The organism is Sphingobium sp. RSMS, assembly GCF_005406185.4.
GTDB classification, from domain to species: Bacteria; Pseudomonadota; Alphaproteobacteria; order Sphingomonadales; family Sphingomonadaceae; genus Sphingobium; species Sphingobium fuliginis.
The window spans coordinates 332,984-355,575 of sequence record NZ_CM191258.1 but is presented as its reverse complement, the minus strand read 5'-3'; the positions used below and the strand labels follow the sequence as shown (position 1 = coordinate 355,575).

The following is a 22,592-nucleotide window of genomic DNA, read 5'->3' as shown; positions in this document are numbered from 1 at the left end:
CCCTACAGCCCCGTGCAGACATTTTGCGATGCGCTGTCCAGGAACGGCGCGAAGGGACAGCCCACATAGCGCAGCCGCACCGTCGCATTGCCAAGGTCCACCACGATCCGGTCGGAGCGGATCGCGGCGGGCGCATTGCCGACGCCGCCCATGCGCAGGCCGGCATTGTGCAGGCCAAGGAAGCTGATCATGTCATCCTGATCGATGCCGTCGCCCGACACGCCGATGGCGCCGACCAGCACATTGCCGCGATAGATGGGCACGGAACCGGGAAAGATCTGGATGCCGTTCTGCACCCGGTTCCGGTCGGAGACGGTCGGCACGGCCGAGCAGCGCTGCGGCGCGTCCGTCGCGCTGGCCCCCGTCACGAAGGCGAGATGGGCGGCGAGATCGCCCACCACCAGCGCCGATTGCAAGCCGGTGGAGAAGGGGTTGAACTGCGCTATGGGACGCGAAAAGGGCCCGTTGGGCCGCCCAACCTCGCCATCGGGAAAATAGGGGCGGGAAAGATTGCCATTGGCGCGATCGGTGAAGGCATATCGCCCGGTCAACGCGGACGGATCGTTAAGGAAGGTCCGCGCCTTCCCCACGAAGGCCGCCACATCGGCGCTGCTGCTGCCCAGCAGGTCCGCCGCCGCGTGGGAACCGGAGAAGAAGGCCGCCGTCCGGGCCTTTTGCAGGCTGACGTCGGTGCCGAATATCGGCGCGTCGGGCGACCGGACGATGCCCAGCGCCTGCCCGCGCGTATCGACCAGGCTGATCGTCACCTGCGCCCGGCTGTCCAGCGGCTGGCGGATCTGCGCCCGCGCCCGGCTCATGACGGTGAAGGCTTCTTCGAGGATCGCGGTCACTTCCGCCGTCGTGAGCGGCTGCGCCACATCGCCCGCGTCGGTTCCGGCGCGGATGGGGAAGCGGTCATTGCCCGACCCGTCGGTCAGGACGAAGGCGTCGGTCTTGGAAAATTCTGCGGACCGGGCCCGCCGGACGCCAGACGCCTCTGTACCATAAGCGACACCCGCCAGGATCATCGGTGCGGGATCGCCATAATAGCCGCGCACCGCGACCAGCGCGCCTTCGCTTCCGTTGATCGCGGCGAAGCTCACCGCACCCGTCGCGATCAGCCCGGAATAGGCCGCATCGGAATAGCGCAGCGAGGTGCCGTCCACCGTGATGCGATCAGCGCGGACAGTCTCGGGCGCCTCGAACCCCAGGGTCCCCGCCAGCGCGATATATTCTTCCGGATCATTGTCATCGTCCAGCACATTGCCGTCGGAACCATAGACGCCGTCCGCCATGACGCCGATGCCGCCGACCACCACGCCATTCTTGTAGAGCGGGAAGCCCCCCGGATCGGCCGCCAGCCCCAAGGGCGACCGCTTCGGCCCGATCATCGCCTGCGCGCCCGAGGAGACGAAGCGCGCCGAAAGGTCGGAACAGGGCAATTGGCTGAACTGCACGCCGAACAGCGGCCCGCTTTCCAGCCCGGCCGTGGTCGGCGCGGGCGGAAAATGCTGCTGCACGATCATGCTCGCCGTGCGGGTCGAAAAGGCGTTGCCGCCGCTCGACAGATAGGCGCCGGTGATCGCCTTGGCGATGGCGCCGGCCTCTGCGGGAACGGTCAGGTTCTGCGCGTCGATATTGTCGCCATTGGGTGCGGCGCTGGTGGTGGCGCCTGCCCGCGCGCCGGTCATGCGGAAGACCGTGAGCACATTGCCCACCCGGTCGGTCACGGCGATCACGGCGGGCAGGTTGCGCGCCTTTGCCTCCGCCACGGCATGCGCCACCACGGTTTCGACATCCGCGACCGTCAGCGATTCCTGCGCGGGCGTCCCATAGAGGCTGGCCGGCGTTGGCGTCGGGGTGGGCGCTGGCGTCGGCGTGCCGCTGCTGTCGCCGCCTCCCCCGCCGCAGGAGGAGAGGATCAACGCTGCGCTCGCGGCGAGTGCGCTCAGCCGATGATGCTGCGCCCTCATTGCAGCGCCCCGATGCTGCGCGCCGCGCTGCCCAGTGCGGCGCGGAAATCGCCGGGGCGATAGCCGTTCGGTTCCCTGACGGCTGCATAGGCGCGGTTGACGTCCGCCCGGATGCCCGCCGCCGCGCCGATGGTGACGCGCCCGGATTTCACCAGACCGTTGAGCAGCGTGTCGACCGCCATCACCGCCTGCACCGACCCTTCATAATCGGTGAAGCGCGGCGAAATGGCGCTGCCCGCAATCTCGCGCACGATGGCGAAGGCCATGTCGCCCTGCATCCCGCCAGCCGCAAAGGCATCCGCCAGCGCTCGCGCGCTGCCCGCCAGCCTGCCCGCCGCCGCGACCGCCCCGGCCCGATCCCGCGCAATCGCAGCATGGAAGGCGCGGCTGTCCGCATCGAAGCGCCCGGCCAGTCCCGGCGCAGCCACACGCGCCGCCGCGGACAGCAGGATCATGTTCTCGTCATTGAAGGGCGGCATGCCCGCTGGAATGGGCCGGCCCGGATTGGCTTCCCAGGTCTTGCTGCGCTCCGCCTGGTCGTAGATGCGGCGGTGGCAGCTCTGGCAATCGAAGAAATAGAATTCGGGGAAGGCCCCCTCCGTCCCCTTTTCCCCGGCATAGAGGGTCAGCGCCCGTTCCACCGCCATCGCCTGCCCCACGGCCCAGAGCTTCAGGCTGTCTGTCCGCCCCTTGCGCTGCGCATAGTCGCCATCCTCGTCATGATGCGCCTGCATGGAGGAGAAGAGGTCGAGTTCGAAGGAGATGCGCGGATGACCCGCCGCCATGATGCGGTGCGTGACGAACTGACCGTCCCGCGCGCTGCCGAAATGGCAATCGAGGCAGACCGATGCCCGTGCCTGCGGCCGGTCGAGCGGCGTCATGCCCGCCGCGACATTGGCGGCATGGCTCGCGCCCACGGCATAGTGGGAGGCGATCCAGCCGCTCGCCGGGCCATGGCAGGCCTCGCAGCCGACGCCATCCTGCGTCAGGAAGCGCGCGCCGCGCGCCGCCGCCGGGGTGGAATGGCAGCCAAGACAGGCCGGCGCGGAGGCGGCGTCGCCCAGCCCCAATGTCGCCGCGATCTGCTGGCCGCGCGTGCCGTTCAGCACGGCATGGGCGCGGCTATGGGCACCGCCCGGCGTCGACGGCTCCTGCCACCGCATCAGTTCGTCCTGACGCACGACCTTGCCGTCCCCCTCCATCCGGCCATGGCAGGTGGACCCCGCGCAGGAGGCTACGCCGGTATAGGCGCGCGCCGCCGGCGCGGCATCCGCCACGCCCCATTCGCCACCGGGCAGGCCGGACAGCAGCAGCCATCCCAGCAGCATGACGCACAGCGCCATGCCGCCCAAGGACCTGCCTATCACCCTGCGCTTACCGCCCCCCATTCGTCACGCCCCCGTGCCGGCTGATTCGGACGCTTTCCCCTGCGTCCGCCGTGCATTTCTCTCTACGGGTTCAACCCGTTGTTTCAATCCCGTTTTACCTTTGTCCGCCGATCATCGCGCGCCGCCTTCCGCGCAGTTCGGTTCATCCGGTCCGCCGCAGGAGCGTTCCCACAGATCCTCATTGCCAGCGCCCGTCACCGGCTCGTCGATCAGCGGCGGATAGCCCTGCGCCACGATGTCGCGCAATTCGATGAGGGAGAGGGTGAAGATGCGGCTGACCGACACCGAAGGATCGAGCACGCCGTTCCAGGTATCCCGGCTGTCGAAGCCGGTGCCGGTACAGGCGGCGGGATTGCCGATGAGACAGCCGTTGACCTTCGACCCCAGGGCATAGGAACCATTGACGGCGACCAGCGGAACCGTCTCCAGCCCCTGCGCGAAACCGCCCATGGGCAGGGCAAGCCGCCCGTTGATGGCGATCTGCAACGCGGAGCCGCCCGAGCCGATCAGCAGCGCATTGGCCGTGAAGCCGCGCCGGTCCGGGATCGTGCTGGAGAGGCCGCTATTCTGGATGAAGAAGGTCTGGCTCGCATTCGCCAGGATCGTCCCCGCGCGCAGGATGCCCGTATCGTTCACCAGCCCTACATTCTGCGCCAGCCGCAATTCCCTGGCGATGAGCGAGCCTGTCGAAGCGACGTCCGCCATGGCCGACAGGGACGCGGCGATGATGTTCGGGCTGTCCAGTGTCAAGACGCCGCCCAATCCGCCATTGCCGTCGCTGATGTCGATGGAGCCGGGACCGGCGACGATGTCCAACATCTGCCCCGCCGACAGGATCAGCCCGCCCTGCCCCGAGCGTCCGGTCAGCCGTACCGCCCCCTCGACGCGCAGATGCCCGCCGGCGCCGATCGTTAGCAGGCCGCCACCCGGCAGATTGGCGGTGCCAAGGGTCAGATCCCGCACGACGATGTCGGGCGATCCCGCAACGCCCCGCCCGGGCGCGCCGATGGCGATGTCCGCCGCCGCTACCCGCGCCAGTTCCGCCGCCGACAGGCTGTAGGTTCCGGCGACGTCGCTGCCGCCGACATAAGCGGGCTGTTGCAGGTTCACCGCGTTGAAGACGATGCGGCTCGTTCCGCTCAGGCTGCCGATCCGCGCTGCCCCGCCAAGGACGATGTCGCCGGACGCCATCGTGATCGTCCGTGCGCCGACGGAAGCCGTCAGGCTCAGCAACCCTCCCGCATTCAACAGGATGCCGCCCGTTTGCGACGTCACATTGCCGAAACTCGCCACGCCCGAGGCGGTGGCCGTCAGCGATCCCGTGGCGTCGAGCGCGGTCGCATCGATCGATCCGCCGGTGAGCGTCATATTGCCCCCCGCACTCGCATCGACAATGGAAAGAGCGCCGCCAGCGTTCAACAGCAACGCGCCTGCCGATGCCGTGGCCTGCGCTACGGCCATGTTGCCGGTCGCGCCGAGACTCACCACGTCTCCGCTGGCCGTTATCGCTCCAGCCGATGCGATGTCGCCCACCATCAGGCTGCCGGCGCCCGCGTTCAGCAGGCTCTGGCCGCCCGCGCTTAGGCTGGCGGCGTCGATCCCCTGCCCGGACAGGGCCAGACTGCTGCCTGATGCTGCGTTGCCGATGGTCAGGCGATTGGCGGCGGCCATGACGATCGCGCCTGATGCACGGGCATCCGTCACATTCAGGTCGGTTGAGGATTGCAGCAACAGGTCGCCATTGCGCGCCGTCAGGCCGCTGCTGACGATGGCGCCCGCAGCGATGTCGATCGCGCCCGCCGCCACCGCGCCGCCAAGCTGCGCAAGGCCCGACGGCCCCGGCGCGCGCACCTGGAGGAGTCCTGCAATATCGGCATTGCCCAGCAGCAGGCTGGAATTGACGATCAGATCGCCGCTCATCAGCGCATTGCCGATGCGGACCGGAGCGCCGGACGCCGCCAATCGCTGGGTATCGGCGGACAGCGTCCCGATGTCGATATTGGCGGCGGACAGGGTGCCGGTGCCCGCGCCAATGTCAAGCCGGCCGGAGACGGCGAAGTCGCCCCCGATCGCAATGCCGCCCGTCCCCAACAGATTGCCGGCGGAATCGACCTGATCGAGCAATGTGCCTGACGCCAGATCACCCAGCACTATGTCGCCCGCCCCGCCCAGGCCGATGGCTGCCGTGCCGCCCGCCCTGGCGGCAGCGCCCGTGCCGTTGACGCTGCCCTGCGCGAACAGCCGCAGGTCGCCGCCCGCCGTCAGGGCGCTGCCGCTGGCGAGGCCGATATTGCCCCCCGTGGCGAGGATCGTCAGACCTGCCACCGCGCGCAGGCTGCCCGCCGTCAACAGGGTGACATCGCCGGGAGTCGTGAACAGGATGCTGTTCGCAAACAGGCTGTCGCTGCCCAGCGGCCGCGCGGCATGGCTCAGGTCGATGCGCGTGCCTGAAGTTCCGGTGAGCGCGCCGGTCGCGGCCAGCCCCCCCGACCCTGTGAAGGCGAAGGAAAGCGGTCCATCGCTCGTGAAGCCGGCATTCCCACCCACCTGCACGGCATTGCTCGCCGCAAAGGAGATCCGGGAAAATCCGGCGACCGGAACACCTAGGCTGGAAAGCGCGAGCGATCCGTTGACGCGCAGCCCAGCGTTGGCGGCTGTGCTGCTGTCGGTGAAGCGGACCAGCCCGCTCATGTCGCCGTTCGCGCCCATGAACAATGCGTCGATCAGCCGCTGCGCGCCCGGTGACAGCAGGCCGCCATCGCCATTGGCCAGACTGGCGGTGCCGCCGCTGCCCAGACCCGCCGCGCCCCCGGCCGATGCGCCCGCCGGCCCGGCGCCGCCGATTCCGCCAGGCCCGCCCAATCCATCCGCGCGCAGGGTGAGGCCGCCCAGCACATAATCGCCATTACCCGCGTCGAACGCCGCAAGGCCGCCGATGCCGTTCCCGCCGCTACCACCCAGGCCGCCGGTGAGGCCCGCATTGCTGCCCGCGCTGCCATCTGCTCCGTTGCCACCCAGGCCGACCGCCGTGATGCTGTAGGCCGGCATCTGGGGCAAAGCGCTGCCAGCCGCCATGCGCGCATCCGCAATATGCAAGGTGGCGGAGCCAGCGAAACCATTGCCGCCCGCACCGCCATTGCCGCCAACCGGCCCGGCCGTGCCGATAGCTCCATCGCCACCCGTTGCATTGCCGCTGATACGCAGCGCGAGACCCGTTATCGCCGCCGCTCCAGCATTGAGATCGAGCAGCGCCGTGCCGCCGGTCGCGTCGCCGCCATCCGCCCCGGCAAGGCCAGCGCCGCTGCGCACGCCGCTCTGGCCGCCCACCCCGCCTAGCGCCTCGGCCAGCACGCCGATGTCGCTGGCATCCAGCAGGGTGGATGATCCAGTCAGGCCGAACGTCGCGCTACCGCCAAAGGCATCGCCGCCGCGCCCGCCGCTGCCGTCATGGCCCATGCCGCCAGCACCGCCCAGGCCGGCAGCGGTGACGCGCAGCGCGCCGCTCACCGTCGTCGTGCCGAACGCCAGATCGAGCGTCGCAACGCCGCCCGTCCCCGCACCGCCAGCGCCGCCGGTCCCCCCGCCGCCGCCCATGCTGCCGATGCCGTCGGCGCTGACGGTCAGGCTGGCGAAAAGCGGATCGACGTCGACCAGCATGGCGGCGACGCCGCCCGTTCCCCGGCCGCCGGCTCCGCCCGCCGCGACGCCATAGAAAAATGTCGGATTGCCGCTATTGTCGAAACTGAAGAAGCCGCTATTGCCGGCCCCCCCACCCTGCCCGTCGGCCTTCACCGTGACCGTGCCGATCGCATGGCCTTCGTTCAGATAGGAGAAGCGCGCGGTGCCGCCCAAGCCATCGCCCGCTGCCGCGCCCGGCCCGTCGCTGCCGTTATTGCCGCCCGCCCCGCCAAGGCCCTCCGCCGAGATCAGAAGCGAAGGCGCGGTCAGCATGCCGCCTGCCAGCGTGACATCCGCGACGCCGCCCGTTCCACTGCCGCCGGAACCGGCGGCATAATTGCCGGGACCGTCGGAGCCCGTCTCCGCTCCATCGCCGCCCTGACCCGATGCGCGGACGACGGCCGCGCCGCTGATCGTGACCTGCCCGCCGCTCCCGGCGGTCATCAGCAGACCCGCAGTACCGCCCATGCCGGTTCCGCCATCCGCGCCGTCGGCCTGAAAGACCGGATAGCCCAGACCGCCCGTGCCGCTGGCATCGATGCCGAGCGTCGCCAGTTCCAGCGTGCCGCCCCGCGATTCGAGCAGTGCATGGCCGCCCAGGCCGGCACCGGCAATGGCTGCCGCTGACGATGGGCCGTTCGCGCCGTCCGCTTCGCCGCCGGTGCCGTGAGCGCCCAGCGCCAGCGTGCCGATGGCCGCCGCGCCGCCGGAGATCAGGAAGCCGGCCGAGCCGCCCTGCCCGCTGCCCGCAAGGAACGCCGTAGTGCCCCCGCCTTCGCAGCTAAGGCAGTTCTCGCCCGCCGCGCCGCCGAAGCCGCTCGCCTGCGCATCCAGGAGATCGGCGGTCAGGCTGCCGCCCGATATGTTGATATTGACCGTTCCGCCCGTGCCGTTGCCGGCATCGCCGCCATTGAAGGACATGCCGTCGCTGGAGGGCGCCGAGGCACCCTCCGCCGACAGGAACAGACTGCCGAAGCTGAGGTCGCCGGTGCCGGCAAGACCGAGGCGGCTTTCCACGAGGATGCTGCCGCCCAGCCCATCGCCCCCGCGACCGGCAACGCCGTCGGACGCCGCGCCGCCGCCCACGCCTTGGGCTTGCAGCGTCAGTTCGCCAGGCACCGAGAAATCGGCATCGCTGGCATGGAGCAGGATGGAACCGCCCGTTCCGTTCGATCCGTCGGCGCCCGCCGCGCCCCAGCCATCGGCAGAGACGCGGCAAAAATAGCTGGCGCAGTCGCTGAGCGAAAAACTGCCGCGCTGCCCGCCGGAAGCGCTGGCGAACAGGGTCACGCCGCCGCCGGTGCCGCTCCCCGCCACGCCCGGCGCGTCGCCTGCAAAGCCTCCGGCGCTGGCATAAAGCCCCGCCGCACCGAAGCTGCCGCCCGCCGCGCCGATGCTGATGGTCCCGCCAAAGGCGTCGGCCGTTCGGGGCGTCAGGAAGGTCGATCCCGGAAAAGCGGGGAAGCCGGACGCATTGGCGGTGGCGAACAGATCCTCCGCAATCGCGAAGCTGCCCCCGTCATGCGCGGAGATGTTGATCCGCCCGGCCCGCAGCGTGCCGCCAGACGCACCCCCGCCAAAGGCCCGCGCATCCGCATAGAGCGAAACGGATGTCAGGATATTGAGGTTGCCCGTGCCGCCGACGTCGATGTCGATCCCGGTGGTGCCGGGGATGGCCGCGCCATAGCTGCCGCCCTCCGTCGCATAGCCCGGCGCGGTGCTGGTGTCGGCGTTCAGGCTGGTCCATTCATGCGTGCCGCTGGAAATGGCGACACGGATGTCGCCGCCGGTCGCGTTGCCCGCCGCGCCCGTGCTGGCGATGCCGCCGGTCGCCTGCGCCCTGGCGCTGACGGTCCCGAGGTCGAGGCCGCCTGTTATGAAGCTGCCGGACGTGCCGTTGAGCGCAACGCTGCCGCCCATGGCGCTGCCGCCATCGACCGGCGGCACCGAAACCTGGAAAGCCGTGCCCGCAGAGGCGTCAAGCGCCGTGCTGCCGAAGCGCAGGCTCCCTCCCTCGGTGCCGGAGGGTCCGGCGGCGGTCAGCGCAGAGAGGGTGATCGCCCCGCCCGTGGCATTGCCGGACCTGTCGCTGCCATAGCCGGCATAGCCCACGGCATTGGCGATCAGGCTGGCCGCCGCGATCGATCCGCCCGTGGCGATCAGGTCGATCGTCCCGCCAATCGCGTCCCCGCCGATCAGCGGCGGCGCGCTGACGCCCGCCTCGCCATCGCCGCTGGCGTTCAGCGTCAGGCTGCCGGTGACGTCGATCTGTCCGTTGGTCAGGGCCGCGCCGCTGCCGCCGAAGGCGAGCAGGTCGATGCGGCCGCCCGTGGCGCCGCTTCCGGCGGTGAGGATCATGTCCCTGTCCGCGGCGATCGCGCCTGACTGATCGGCCCGCAGGGTGATGCCGCGTTCGGCGGACAGCGTGACATTTCCCAGGAAATGCGTTGTCGCGGCGGGACGTATGACGATGTCGCCGGTCGCCGTGCCGGTCAGGTCGTTCTGCCAGTCGCCCGATCCGATGCTGAAACCCGCCTCTACCGTCGCCGTGGCGTTGCGCGTGGTGATGAGGTTCCCGTCGGCGTCATGGGCGATGTCGGAACCCGCCGAGAGCACAAGGGCGCTCCCGTCCGGGGTGACCGCCGTCGCTGGCGTGTAGCCGACATTGCCCGACAGCAGCATGGTGAGTGCGTTGTTCTTCGGCACCGCGACCATGAAGATGCGCTGCGGGTCGGTGCTGCCCGCCGATTCAGGGCCGTTCGTCGTGCCGCTGTGCACCACGCCATTGGCGTCCGTGGTGCCGGCCGTGATGGCGATGTCGAACAGGCCGTTGTTGATCCGGATGTCGGCCGCTTCGGCCCCCACATAGGCGGTCGATCCGTTGACCGTGACCGTGCCGCCCTGCACCACGCGCGGCGCGACCAGAGCGACATAGCTGCCGGCCGAAAGCGCGTTGATCTGCGCGCCCGGAAGCAGTTCGACGGACGATGTGCTGCCCGCCGGGCCTGCGAAGCGGATATTGTTCCGGTCAAGGCCGTTGCTGATGTCGATGGCGTTGGCGGTCAGCACCAGCGATCCGACATTGAAGACGCTGTTCGCGCCCGCGATGATGCCGCCGGGCGAATAGAACCACACCGCTCCGCCGGTGCTTGGCGGGCTGCCGCTGACCTGGCTCTGCACCGTGCCGTTGAACGCGATCGCACGCGATACGGGCAGTCCGTTGCCGTCCAGCGGAAGGATGCGATTCAGCACCGTGAAGTCGCTGAACGAGCTGAACGTGACCGTGTTGCCCTGGGGCAGGAAGTCGATCGTGCCGGCACTGGCCGGCCCGCGATCGTCGGGCGTCCAGTCGATCACCGCCTGGGTCGAGTTCAGCGAGACGCTGTTCGTGCTCGGCGGGATATAGGCGTCGCCCGAAACTATGGATGGCGTGCCCTGGAACGCCTTCTGGCCAATGGCGGCGCCGGCCCCGAGCCCGACCGCCAGCGCCACGGCGCTTGTGCGGCCCAGCAGGGTCCAGAGCGAGAATGTGCCATGCTTCCTGGTCATCAACGCCTCCACGGCAAGATTTGCGTGGTCAGGGAAAGGAGCAGCCGCGTGTCGCCCTTTTCGGTCTGGAAACCGGCCTTGCGCAGGGGGGTCGCCAGTGTCAGGTCGAGCCGGGCATGATTGTCCCACGTGGTGCGTAGGCCGCCGCCCGCCGAATAGAGCTTCTGCGGGTCGAGCCCGGCGAAATTGGCGCTGTGATGCCACATCCAGGCCGCGTCGAAGAAGATGAAGGGCTGGAACGCGATGGCGCCCGGCGCCCGCGGCGTGATCCGTCCGTAACGCAGCTCCGCCCCTATGCCGACGCCGCTGTCGCCGGTGATGATGCCGGGATCGTAGCCGCGTCCGACAGTGTAGTTGCCCGCGCTCATCTGCTCGTAGGAAAGGAGCACGTCCGGGCTATATTGCGCCCTTGGCGACAGGGTGAAGCTCAGTTTCGGGGTCGGCCGATATTCCGCCTGCACACTCGCCCGCAGCACGAATGCGGAAGGATCGCCGTCCAACTGGCTGATCGGCGTCCTTGGGAAAGCGCAGTTGACGAGAGCCGCGCCGCACGCATCGCTCGCGCCCAGCCCTTTCAGGCCCTGGCGCGCCTCCATCATGCCGCCCAGCCGCCATTTCGGCTCTATTCCCGAATAGCCGAGGGTGCTGACGATGCTGTCGGGATCGATCAGCTCGCCTTCCAGCCGCAGGAACAGCACGCGCAGCCGGTCGCGCGACAGCGGCACCTTGGGCGTGGCGGTGCCGAAGCGCAGGTCCTGGTTGACGATGTCCAGCCCGCCCGTCGCCAGCAGCGTATGCACCTGCCGCCGCGCCAGCGGATAGGCGAGCGCCGCCGTCGCGATCATCGTTTCGGACGATAGCGGTATGCCGTCGATCCCCGGCTTGCTCCAGGCATAGGTGAGGTCGCCCGACAGGCGCAGCCCGTCGTTGCCCAGCGCCATGCTGTGGCCGACCTGAAGCACCGTCTGCTCGCTCGGCTGGGCGGTGTTGAAGATGCTGAACAGCGTGCTGTCGCCCAGGCCGGTCATGTCGTTGAACCGCACGCGCGCCAGCCCGCCGAAGCGGCCGACCGCGTTGCTGCCGTAATTCTGGATGTTGACGTCCAGTTCGACGCGCTGGCGCACCACCTGCACCTCGCCCACCACTTCGCCGGGCGCCGTTCCCGCCGGGCGCAGCGCCAGCCGCACGTCATAGCCCGGCAGGTCGCGCGCCAGCAGCAGATGCCGTTCCGCATCGCGCACGTTGAACACCGGCTGGCCCTTCAGCGCCTCCATATGCGCGGCGATCAGCCTTTCGCCATTGCCGGCGTCGCCCCGCACCTCGATCGCCACCAGCCGCGCCATGAAGATGTCGAAGCGGACCGTGCCGCCCTTCTCGATACGCTGGGGCGGAACCTGCACCGCCGCCAGATAGCCCATTTGCCGCAGCATGGTCGCGGCCCGGTCGCGCACTTCGCAAAGGGTGGCGATGGGCACCTCGCGCCCCGCATATTCGCGCCAGCTATCCTCCAGCGCCGCCGGATCGACGACACGCAGCCCTTCGAAACGCACATCGGTAAAATCGACCGCCACGCCGGCGTAGCGCGGATCGGCGAGCGGACAGGGTGCGCGCTCGACGCCGCCCACGACCGTCAGGCGGCTGCCCTGCGCGGACGCCTCCCCTGTCAGTTGCCCGCGCGTCAATTCCTCGCGCGTCGGTGCGCGCGGCGCGACCTGCGCCGTCGCCGCCACGGGCAGCAGCATCGCCAGCGCCATGGCCGCCGAACCTCCCAAAGCGGAAGCCCGCATGTGCCCCTTCTTCCCCATAGACGTCCCCAAAGCGTCAAAGGCAGCCCTTTCCCTCATGGCTGCCCCACCCCTGTTTTCAGGCGCAGGCTTTTTGCCCGTCACCCCTTTCCCGCGACCAGCGCGTTTCCCAGGCAGGCGAAACCTGCCGACCCGGAAAACGCTGCGAAGCTAATCTGGAGCAGCCGAACCGATGCCACCGGACCGGACTGCGCTCCAGCCGCCGGTTAACAGCGGCCGCGCCCCGCGACAATCAATTCCGCGCAGCGCCGTCCGACAGCGCCGCCGTCTCCACCAGCAGGTCGAGCTGCGCCGTGCATTGATGCGCGATCAGGCCCGATGCCATGCCGTCCAGCCCCGAAGATGCAGGATCGAGCAGTGCGAAGCGGACATCGGCGGCGCGGGAGCCATCGGTCAGGCGATAGGCCGCGCCGTCCCGCACCGGCGCGGCGACCGGCCAGGCGGCGATCGATTCGCCCGTCCCGAAACTCGCCGTCGCCTGCACGCCCCCGCCGCTGATGCGCACGGTCGCGGGCCTTGCCGCGTCCACGCGCCACAGGCGCACGGCGGCGGGATCGGCGATGCAGAGCGTTCCGGACTGCGCGATGTCCACCATCCAGAGATTGGGCCGACGGGGCGGCGTGGCCGGCGCTTCACCGACGCCGCCGCGCACCGCCCCGGTTCGCGCCCGCCGCACCCGCTTCGTATCCAGCAGGGCGGAGAGCATCACGCCATTGGCCGGCGCTGCGCTGGCGGCGGCGGCCGCATGGAAGCTTCCCGGCCCGCGCAGCGTCCGCGTGCCCCTTGCGTCCAGCAGCGTCACCACATCGCCCGCCTTCAGCACCAGCGACCCGCCATCGGCCAGCTTGCTTCCCGGCCTGTAGGTCGCGGCCGATGGACCGGTAGCGCGGACCACCATGGTCTCCGCCGCGGCCTGCGCACCCAGCCCGGCGGCGACACATCCGGCCAATGCGCATTGCGCGGCAAGCTTACCCCAGACCATAGCTTCCTCCTTCCCCGACATATTCATAACGATATAGCAGATTGGCGATGGCCGCATCATCGGGATGATGGTTAACCATCGCTTTGAGACGTTCTCGCGCGGCGCTTTGCGCTACGGCATCCTCGCCGTCGAACGCCGCCAGTATCTCGGCCAACGCCGCCCGGTCCTCCACCGGAAATTCAGGCGCGGGCTCGAACAGGTCGACGGGGGTCGAGCGTCCGCGCAGCCGCACCCGTCCCATCGGCCGCCACCAGTCCAGCCCCGACAGCAGCATCGCGTCCCGGCTTACCAGCACAGTGGTTTCCAGTGCCTTGTTCGCCGCTTCCAGCCGGGACGCCGTGTTCATGCTGTCCCCCAGCGCAGTATATTGGATGCGCCCCTCACCCCCGAAATTGCCGACGATCGCTTCGCCATGGTGCAGCCCGACGCGGGTTCGCCCGATCGGCGGCACGCCCGGCGGCAGGTCGCGGCGAAAAGCCTCCCCCGCCTGCCACATCGCATAGGCGGCGAGCGCGGCGTTGCGCCCGTCGTCGGGCCGCGCGATGGGCGCCCCCCAAAAGGCCACCACCGCGTCGCCGACGAATTTGTCTATGGTCCCGCCATGGGCCAGCACCACGTCGCTCAGCATGTCGAGATAGCGGTTCAGCAATTGGGCGACCATTTCCGGCGCGATGGCGTGGCTAAGCTTGGTGAAGCCCTCCAGATCGGTGAACAGGGTGAAAATCTGCCGCTTTTCACCATGCAGCGCCAGCTTCTCCGGCTCCGCCAATATCTGCGCGGCGATGTCGCGGGGCAGATATTTGCCGAGCGCAGCCTGGGCGAAGCGCCGCTGTTGCGAGGTGACGGCCCGCGCCGCCACTCCGATGGCGGTGAAGGCCAGCACCCATCCCAGCACCCAGCCGACGGCCGGCAGTCCCTTGGTGTCCCACCCCCGCGCCTGCAACCAGAGCGGCACACCCGCAATCGCTCCCGCCTGCACCCCCAGCGCGGGAACCAGCGCGAACCAGCGCAATTCCGCCAGGCTGGTGAGCCCCGCCGCACAGATCACCAGCAGCGCGGCCGCCCAGCGCCACCCCTCCGGCACCGCGACCAAGCGCGCGCCATCCAGCAATTGCGCCAACATCGTCGCATGCACTTCCAGCCCGATCATGGTCGACCGGGCTTGCCGCCCCGACAATGGCGTCTCGAACTGGTCGATGTCGACGATGTCGCCGCCGATCAGCACATGCCGTCCACGCACCATGGCGGCGAGCGCCGGGGCCATGGCGGGATCGGCCAGGGTGTCGATCTGGAGGCTGGGGATCACCGGCTCCTCCGATCCGTCCGCCTGCCTGACCGGCAAACGGAATCGGATCGCGCCGCGATAGTCGCGAAAGGATGGCGAGGGCTGCATCGCCAGCGTCAGCAGGGGCGGTTGGCCCGGCGTGGGAACGGGCCAGCTTCGCGCCACATTGTCGGCATCGGTCTCCAGCCGGATGCTGGCCGGGCGGACTTTCGCCGTCCGCGCCGCCCGCACGAAGCGATCCAGAAATTGCTGTTGCTCGAAGATGATCTGTTCCTGATTGTCGCCCAGATTGGCGTAGCCCAGCCAGACAGGCGTGTGCATAGACCGCAGGACGGAAAGCAGTTCGCCATCCTCGTCCTGCGGCTGGTCGAACAGGATGTCGATGCCGATCGATTTGGCCCCCATGGCATCCATGTTGCGGAGCGCCCGCGCCAGCAGACCCCGGTCCAGCGGCGACCGCTTGCGCGTGGCGATCAGCGTCTGGTCGTCATAGACCACCATCAGGATGCGCTGGTCCTGCGCGACCCGCGGTGCGAAGGTGGCGGCTCGCCAGTCGTAAAGGCCCCTTTCCGCGTCGGCGGTCGGTATTTCCCGCGCCGCGCCGCTGCCGAGCGGCCTGTTCCAGTCCCAACCGGCCAGGAACAGCGCCAGCAGCAGCAGCGCGCCGGTCGCCACCAACCGCCAGCGGCCCGTGTCCCGCACCAGTCGCGCACCGCGGCGCAGCAGGCCCCGCGTCGGCATGGCGATCAGCGGCGCGCGATCAGCGGACGCGCGCCGTCACCGATGATGGCAAAGCCGGACCAGTAGAAAGGATGCGACGTCTCCGGATCGTCCATCAGCCTGATCTGCGCCGCCCGCAGCGCGTCGGCCACAGGCTGGTCCGCCCCGGCCGCGAACAGGCCGCCCATCAGCCTTTCGGTCGCGCGATAATCCTCCGGCGCCGGCCAGTGGCTGGCGATGACGGCGCGGCTCCCCGCGCCGATGAAGGCGCGCACCAGCCCGTCCAGCGCCCCGCCGCCGCCGGAAAGCCCGGCCGCCCGCGTCGTTTCCACCCCCGCCGCGCCTGCAGTGTCGCAAGCCGACAGCACGACCAGATCGGCATTCAGCCGCAGGTCGAAAATCTCGCTGAACTGCAACAGCCCGTCCGATTTGCCGTCCGGCGCGAAACTGGTGAGCAGGGCGGGCCGGGCCGGGCATCCCGGATGGGGCGGCGTCACCAGCCCATGGGTCGCGAAGTGCAGGATGCGAAAGCGGTCGAGATCGCCGCGCGCCATCACCGCTTCGTCAGTGAAGGCCGCGCCGGTGATCAGTTCGCTGCCCTGCCCGCCAATGGCCTGCGCCGCTTCCCGCAGCTCGGTGGCCGGAATCGGCCGGTTCCACTGCTGTGGCGACCAACCGCAATCGTCCCCCGTCCCGTTGGACAGGCTCCCGCGGCTGGAGGCGGCCAGCACCGCCCCTGCCAGCGGCGCATTGTCGCCAAAGCCGATATAGTTCTGCGCCGCGCCGGAGGGCGCAGCCGCCCGCGCATCGCGAAAGGCGCGGGCCGACAGGGCCGTGCTCACCGCATGGTCGCGCCCCAGCCATTCGACGCCGCGAAAGTCGAACTCGTCGCCCCCGCGGGCCACCCGCGCTTCATAGGCATTAACGCCCGCCTGCCCCGCGACCAGCAGATTGACCGGCAGTTGCAGCATCGCTCCGTCCGGTTCGAAGATCAGGTGCCGCGCCGCCGTCAGCCGCTGCTCCACCGGCCCGAACAGGTCGAGATAGAGGCTGCGCGCCACCGGCAGGTCCAGCGCATAGGTGGTCTGTGCGCCGTTCACGTCGATGGAGATCGTCTCGCGCAGCGCCGCCACCTTGCGAGCCACGTCCGTCGCGCTTGCCGTGAGCCGGTATCCGGTTGCCCCCGCGCCGTCGATCCACAGCGCGTACAGCGCGTCGCCCAGTTGCGCCAGCTTGTAATAGCCCTCCCCAGGCTTCAGCGTCGCCTGCATTTCGGCCAGCGTCAGCCCCTGCGGGCTGAGGGCGCGATATTGGGGATAAGCCGCCAGCGAGGACAGCGTATTGGCCTGATCGGCCGCGAGTTGGTCGATGTCGGCCTGCGCCCGCGCCATGTCGGGCAACAGCGCCTCCTGCCGCTCCGCCGCCTGCTGCAATTGCGCAAGCGCGATCCGTCCGCGCTCTATGTCGCGCGAGAGGGAGACCGACTGCCGGAACAGCCGCGCCGCCTCTCCATCCCCGGCGGACAGCTCGCGGCTCAATTGCTCCAGCGTATCGGCAGCGCCGGGCCGCAGCAGCATCTGCGACGCCGCGAACAGATCGGCGGTCAGTTCCGGTCGCGTGGGAATTTCCCGCGTCAACAGGTTGAAATAAGGCTGGAGCTGGTTCGCCATGCCGGTCAGCGTGGCGCGATTCTCCATGGTGGAGGCGACGATGCCGCGATAGATTGTCAGCGCATCCTCATTGCGGCCACGCCGGATGAGGAACGCCCCCAGCCGCGCCCTTGCGCCGTTCAGCGCCACCGTTTCGGGATATTGCGCGCCCAGCAGGGTCAGCGCCTGATTCAGCTGACGCTCAGCCTGCCCATAATCCCCCTGCGCTTCGTAGGTCAGTGCGATCTCGCCCAGAAGCTGGGCGCGCAGGCGCGTGATCGACGTGACCCGCCCGTCGCGGATCGCAACCGCGCGCGCCATCGCCTTCGACAGCACGTCCCGAGCCGGTCCCGGCTGGCCCGACAGGCGCAGGATCGTTCCGCGCAACTGCTGCGCCTGCGCGTCGATGATCGCCGCCCGCTCGACCGGCGTCAGCCTATTGTCCTGCCGCACGCCGAGCGCGCGGGCCTGCATCGCCCCGCTGCTCATTTCGGCGGCCACCTCGGGCGGCACGGAAACCCCGCCGTTTCCGTCTGCCGCCACGGTCGCAACGCTGCCAGCCAGGGGACGGTCCAGTATCGCCAACGCGCCGGCCGTATCCTGCCGGTTGATATGGTGCATGGCCTCGAAATTGCGGCGCAGGCGGATTTGCACCGCATCGGCGGTCGTGATCCCGCGGGCTTCCGCGAAGGCCGCGTCGGCCTGATCGAACAGCCCCAGATTGGACAATTGCAGGCCGCGATTGACCAGATATTCATGCGCCCGGTTCGCCCGCTCCGCCGGCGTCAGCTTCGCCGCATCGGGATCGCGCGCCAGCCGGTCGGTCAGGCTGTCGAAAAACTCCGCCGCTTCGGCATAATTGCCCGACGCATTGCGCCGGTAGCCCTCGGCCAGCACGGTCTGCGGGTCCAGCGTCGCGGCCTGCAAGCGGGCGTAACCCGCATCGTTCGTCCCCACCGTCGCAATGTCGACCTTGCCCGGCACGATCCGCCCTGCCATGACGGAGCGCAGCCCCAGATCCAGGGCGCTTGTATAGGCTGCATAGCCCTGGGCGACATAGACCGTCTTGCTGCGCTCGACAGTCAATATGCGATAGGCACCGACTGCGCCCGTGCAGTTGCGCATGAGCGCCGCCCCCATGCCGGGCAGGCTGACGCCGCCGGGGGCATTGCACTCGACCGCCATCTTGCGCGACGACGCCAGCCGGTCCAGCAAGCTTGCGTCCCCATCGCCCGAACCGCGCCGCAGCGCATATATCTGTCCCACCGGGCGCGCAGCATCCCGGCACACCAGCGTCCATGCGCGATCGAACATGGTTCGCGCCGCGGGATCGCCGGTGGCGCTCTGCGCCTGGCACAGCGCGCCGCCCTCGCTGCCGATGCGGAAGCTGTCTCTCAACAGCGGACGGTCGCCCGCTGCCTGGGCATGTGCCGCCACAGACAGACTCAAGGCGGCCCACATGGCAGGCCCGCGAACCAACTTCCCCAAATCGCTCAAAGGCTTGTCCCCCAAACCCCGCCGGATATGTCCGTGCAAGGCCCCCCTTAGCATGATCGGGCCGTCATAACGCCGCCCGATGGTGCGCCGCAAGGCGAAAGGCACCGGGCAAGGCCCTGTTCGCCGCCTCGTTCCAAGGAGTGAGGCAGGGATGTGACAGTTGAGCAAGAATCAATCTTTCCAGCGCAATTTTCATTGCATCATGGGAAAGGCCTGATCTAGATTGTCTCAACCCAATATTCATGGATGATCGAAGTTGAACAGCCGGCGTCCACAATAACCATAATTGCATGTTCACTACAGGGAGGATGATATGACAAGATTTCCCCGCCATGAATCCGTATTGCGTTTGTCCGCATCATGCCTTGTTCTGGCCCTGTCAGGCCTTTCTACTGCTGCGCTTGCGCAAGCGACCGACAGTTCGTCCGACTGGTCAGGCAATGAGATCATCGTCACTGCGACCAAACGCAATGAATCGATCCAGAATGTTCCCTTTTCCATCAACGCGCAGACCGCCGAAGCCATGCAGCGCATGGGCGCCACCTCGATCGAGGATGTGTCGCGGAGCGTCGCGGGGCTGACCGTCCAGAATCTCGGGCCCGGCCAAAGCCAGGTGTCGGTGCGTGGCGTATCGGCGGGCCAGGTGGTCCGCGACCAGCCGGGCGTCAAGGAACAGGTCGGCGTCTATCTGGACGAATCCGTGATCTCCATGTCGCTGTTCACGCCTGATTTCGACCTGTTCGACCTCGATCGCGTGGAAACGCTGCGCGGACCGCAGGGCACGCTGTTCGGATCGGGCTCGGAGGGCGGCACCGTCCGCTACATCACCAAGCAGCCGAAGCTCGGCCAGACCGAAGGGACGGTGGAGGGCGGCGTCAATGTCCTGAAGGGCGGCGATGTCGGCTATTCGGGCAAGGGCGCGATCAATCTGCCCCTGGGGGAGACGGCGGCGATTCGCGCGGTCGGCTATGCGGAACATTATGCGGGCTTCATCGACGCGATCGGCCCGGCCGCGGGCAAGAACGTCAATGACGGGCGCCGTTATGGCGGGCGCCTCAGCCTGCTCTGGGAACCCGCGCCGGGCATCAAGCTGACGCCGCGCATCATCTATCAGGACATCAAGACCAACGGCTTCAACCGGGAGGACAGCTATCATCTCTATTATAACGAGCTGATCAGTCCGCTCGACATCCTGCCCGAGCGCACCCAATATCTGAAGCTGCGCGAGGAGTTCCGCGACAAGACCACGCTGGCGGACCTGACGGCGAACATCGATGTGGGATCGGACATCGCGCTGACCTCGATCACCACCTATATCCATCGCGACATCCTCGTCAGCCGCGATGCGTCGGCGCTGACCGGATCGGTGTCCGTCACGCCCTTCGTTCAGTCGCTGGGAGTCGCGCCCGTTCTCGCCAATCTGCCCTCCAATCTGCGCGACACGACCAAACTCAAGCAATGGACGCAGGAACTGCGCCTTGCCTCAACGGGCGACAGTCCGTTCCAATGGGTATTGGGCGGCTTCTACAGCCATGTGGACCGGACATATGAGCAACGCCTGCCGACGCCCGGCTATGACGCCATCGTCGATGCCACTCTGGGCGCGGGAACTTCGGCTGGAGCCGCGAACGGTTTCCCGCTCAATTCTCCCTATAACGCCGACATTCCATACATCATCAAGCAATATGCCGCCTTTGGCGAGGCGAGCTACAAGATCGGCCAGTTCAAGCTGACGGCAGGCGGCCGCTATTACGACTTCAAGGAAACGCGTGACTTCAAGACCGGCGGCCTGTTCTCCAATGGCGACAACCGCATAGACGACAAGACCGGATCGACCGGTTTCTCGCCGCGCTTCATCGCCAGCTATGAGGCCAATCGCGACCTGACCTTCAACGTCCAGGCGTCGAAGGGCTTCCGTCTGGGCGGCGTCAACGACCCATTGAACCTGCCACTTTGCAGCGGCGGCGCGACCGGGCCGGATGCGGCCACCTACGGCAACCGGCCGACCTTCGACGACGAAACGCTGTGGAACTATGAAGCCGGGGTGAAGGCGTCGGGCGGCGGCGTCACCTTCAACGCGGCGGTGTTCTACAACGACATCAAGAATCTTCAGGTCACGGCGGATGCGGGAAGCTGCTCCTCGCGCATCCTCTTCAACGTGCCGAAGGCGCATACGGCGGGCCTGGAAGCGGAACTGAGCGCCCGCGTCTCCCCCAATCTCGACCTGTCGCTGAGCGGCAGCTACATCGACTCGGAAATCGACAGCAACGTCACCGACGCGGGCGGCGCGATCATCGCCGGCATCCGCAAGGGCAACCGCCTGCCCACCGTGCCGAAGTTCCAGATGGCGGCGGCGGCAACCTATACGGCGGAAGTCGCGCCGGAAACCGACTGGTCCTTCACCGCCAGCTTCCAGCATGTGGGCGACCGCTATACCCAGCTTGCCGATCAGGAACCGGGCGCGGGCAGCTTCCCCAATTCCATCTATTATGATCCGGCCACGGGCGCCTATGGCACCGGCGCCTTCGACTTCGGCTCCTACAAGCTCGGCGCCTATAATCTGGTCAACCTGTCGACCGGCATTAGCTGGAACAGCGGCCTGTCGGTCACGCTCTACGTCAACAATCTGTTCGACGAGAATGCGCTTTACTCGCTGGACCGGGAGCGCGGCGGCCGGGGACGGCTGGGCTATAATATCGGCACCCCGCGCAAGATCGGCGTGACTGTCCGCAAGGACTTCTAGAACCGCCTCCACCCGGGACGCCGGAAGCGAAGCCGCTTCCGGCGTCCTTGTTTTTGGGCGATACAGCCGGCCGATCCGCCGCTATGGTCGCCGGGTGATCGAGACCGGGACTGTCGTTGCGCAGGGAATGCGCTTTATCGAGGGCGGCGCCTTCGCCATGGGCTCGGACCGTTTCTATCCGGAGGAAGCGCCGGTCCGGCAGGTCCGCGTGGACGGCTTCTGGATGGACGAGACGCCCGTCACCAACCGGCAGTTCGCGCAGTTCGTGGAAGCCACCGGCTATCGCACCGCCGCGGAGACCGCGCCGGACCCCAAGGATTATCCCGGCATGGCGCCTGAAATGGCGCGTGCCGGATCGCTGCTGTTCCAGCGCACGGCGACGCCGGTGGACCTGGGCGACTTCAGCCAATGGTGGCAGTTCAGCTTCGGCACCGACTGGCGTCACCCCCATGGCCCTGACAGCAATCTGGACGAGCTTTGGGATCATCCGGTCGTCCACATCGTCTTCCAGGATGCGGAGGCCTATGCCCGCTGGGCAGGCAAGGCGCTGCCGACCGAGGCGGAATGGGAATTCGCGGCGCGCGGCGGGCTGGACGGCGCGGACTATGGCTGGGGCGACGAGCTTGCGCCGGGCGGAGCGATGCTGGCCAATTACTGGCAGGGCATGTTCCCCTACAGCAATCTGCTGGAGGACGGCTATGAACGGACCTCCCCGGTCCGGACCTATGCGCCCAATGGCTATGGGCTCTACGACATGATCGGCAATGTCTGGGAATGGACCGCCGACTGGTATGCCCCACCCAGGGTCGAGCGCAAGGCGAAGGGAAGTTGTTGCGTTCCGGCGAACCCGCGCGGCGGCGCGAAGCGGGAAAGCCTGGACCCCGCCAATCCGCATGTGCCGATCCCGCGAAAAGTGCTGAAGGGCGGTTCCCATCTCTGCGCGCCCAGCTATTGCCAGCGCTATCGCCCCGCCGCCCGACACCCTCAGGCGGTGGACAGTTCCACCAGCCATATCGGCTTTCGCTGCATCGTCCGCGAGCCGCGGCCCTGATTATCCAAGAACGGAAAAGACGTCATGCTCAACATGCCCTGGGACCAGCCCGCCACCATGATCGACCTGGACGGCAAGGCGCCGATCATCGGCACGATCCGTGATTGCGCCCAGCATTTCGCGATCTTCAAACCCCATGCGAAGGAACAGGCGCGCATCCTGCTGACCCAGCCCGTCCATCGCGAAGGCCGCAAGACGCGGACCTGGGTGCTGGAACCCTGGGAGATCGAAAAGCTGGTCGAGCGGATGAAGGCGGAGGTGCATTGAATTTG

The 22,592-nt window shown here is 68.3% G+C and carries 10 protein-coding genes; 3 read left to right on the top strand and 7 right to left on the bottom strand.

All coding sequences use genetic code 11. The annotated features are described in order from the left end of the window. Nucleotides 1-2 precede the first annotated feature (2 nt). The 7 genes from EGM87_RS19730 to EGM87_RS19700 form a co-directional block, all read right to left on the bottom strand. Nucleotides 3-1,973, bottom strand: coding sequence for a heme-binding protein (locus EGM87_RS19730; RefSeq protein WP_137709023.1), 1,971 nt, complete (start codon nt 1,971-1,973; stop codon nt 3-5). Further along, complete coding sequence (locus tag EGM87_RS19725) at nt 1,970-3,361, bottom strand: multiheme c-type cytochrome (protein ID WP_103001030.1); 1,392 nt, start codon at nt 3,359-3,361, stop codon at nt 1,970-1,972. The genes EGM87_RS19730 and EGM87_RS19725 overlap by 4 nt, the downstream gene beginning before the upstream one ends. 111 nt (nt 3,362-3,472) lie before the next feature. Continuing rightward, nucleotides 3,473-10,588 (bottom strand): histidine kinase, encoded by a 7,116-nt coding sequence (locus EGM87_RS19720; protein WP_171407212.1) that lies wholly within the window; start codon nt 10,586-10,588, stop codon nt 3,473-3,475. Then, complete coding sequence (locus EGM87_RS19715; protein WP_226870142.1) at nt 10,588-12,375, bottom strand: ShlB/FhaC/HecB family hemolysin secretion/activation protein; 1,788 nt, start codon at nt 12,373-12,375, stop codon at nt 10,588-10,590. Before EGM87_RS19715 ends, EGM87_RS19720 begins: the two co-directional genes overlap by 1 nt. 250 nt (nt 12,376-12,625) lie before the next feature. Then, the gene (locus EGM87_RS19710) at nt 12,626-13,375 is read right to left on the bottom strand and encodes a hypothetical protein (RefSeq protein ID WP_130029996.1); all 750 of its coding nucleotides are present in this window, start codon (nt 13,373-13,375) and stop codon (nt 12,626-12,628) included. After that, nucleotides 13,362-15,401, bottom strand: a complete 2,040-nt coding sequence (locus EGM87_RS19705) for an adenylate/guanylate cyclase domain-containing protein (protein WP_137709026.1) — start codon at nt 15,399-15,401, stop codon at nt 13,362-13,364. Before EGM87_RS19705 ends, EGM87_RS19710 begins: the two co-directional genes overlap by 14 nt. 5 nt (nt 15,402-15,406) lie before the next feature. After that, nucleotides 15,407-18,478: a CHAT domain-containing protein gene (locus EGM87_RS19700; protein WP_137709027.1), complete on the bottom strand. Its 3,072-nt coding sequence runs from the start codon at nt 18,476-18,478 to the stop codon at nt 15,407-15,409. A gap of 361 nt (nt 18,479-18,839) precedes the next feature. On the opposite strand from EGM87_RS19700, the gene EGM87_RS19695 reads away from it, so the two are divergent. The 3 genes from EGM87_RS19695 (at nt 18,840) to EGM87_RS19685 (ending at nt 22,587) form a co-directional block, all read left to right on the top strand. Beyond that, nucleotides 18,840-21,269 (top strand): TonB-dependent receptor, encoded by a 2,430-nt coding sequence (locus tag EGM87_RS19695; protein WP_137709028.1) that lies wholly within the window; start codon nt 18,840-18,842, stop codon nt 21,267-21,269. Nucleotides 21,270-21,396: 127 nt separating this feature from the next. After that, nucleotides 21,397-22,320, top strand: coding sequence for a formylglycine-generating enzyme family protein (locus EGM87_RS19690; RefSeq protein ID WP_065846930.1), 924 nt, complete (start codon nt 21,397-21,399; stop codon nt 22,318-22,320). A 24-nt stretch (nt 22,321-22,344) separates the two neighbouring features. Next, nucleotides 22,345-22,587, top strand: coding sequence for a hypothetical protein (locus EGM87_RS19685; RefSeq protein ID WP_025546665.1), 243 nt, complete (start codon nt 22,345-22,347; stop codon nt 22,585-22,587). The last annotated feature ends 5 nt before the right edge of the window (nt 22,588-22,592 follow it).

Coding starts and splice junctions, on each gene's coding strand:
- EGM87_RS19730 (WP_137709023.1), bottom strand. CDS start 1,973: ATGAGGGCGCAGCATCATCGGCTGAGCGCACTCGCCGCGAGCGCAGCG.
- EGM87_RS19725 (WP_103001030.1), bottom strand. CDS start 3,361: ATGGGGGGCGGTAAGCGCAGGGTGATAGGCAGGTCCTTGGGCGGCATG.
- EGM87_RS19720 (WP_171407212.1), bottom strand. CDS start 10,588: ATGACCAGGAAGCATGGCACATTCTCGCTCTGGACCCTGCTGGGCCGC.
- EGM87_RS19715 (WP_226870142.1), bottom strand. CDS start 12,375: ATGCGGGCTTCCGCTTTGGGAGGTTCGGCGGCCATGGCGCTGGCGATG.
- EGM87_RS19710 (WP_130029996.1), bottom strand. CDS start 13,375: ATGGTCTGGGGTAAGCTTGCCGCGCAATGCGCATTGGCCGGATGTGTC.
- EGM87_RS19705 (WP_137709026.1), bottom strand. CDS start 15,401: ATGCCGACGCGGGGCCTGCTGCGCCGCGGTGCGCGACTGGTGCGGGAC.
- EGM87_RS19695 (WP_137709028.1), top strand. CDS start 18,840: ATGACAAGATTTCCCCGCCATGAATCCGTATTGCGTTTGTCCGCATCA.
- EGM87_RS19690 (WP_065846930.1), top strand. CDS start 21,397: ATGCGCTTTATCGAGGGCGGCGCCTTCGCCATGGGCTCGGACCGTTTC.
- EGM87_RS19685 (WP_025546665.1), top strand. CDS start 22,345: ATGCTCAACATGCCCTGGGACCAGCCCGCCACCATGATCGACCTGGAC.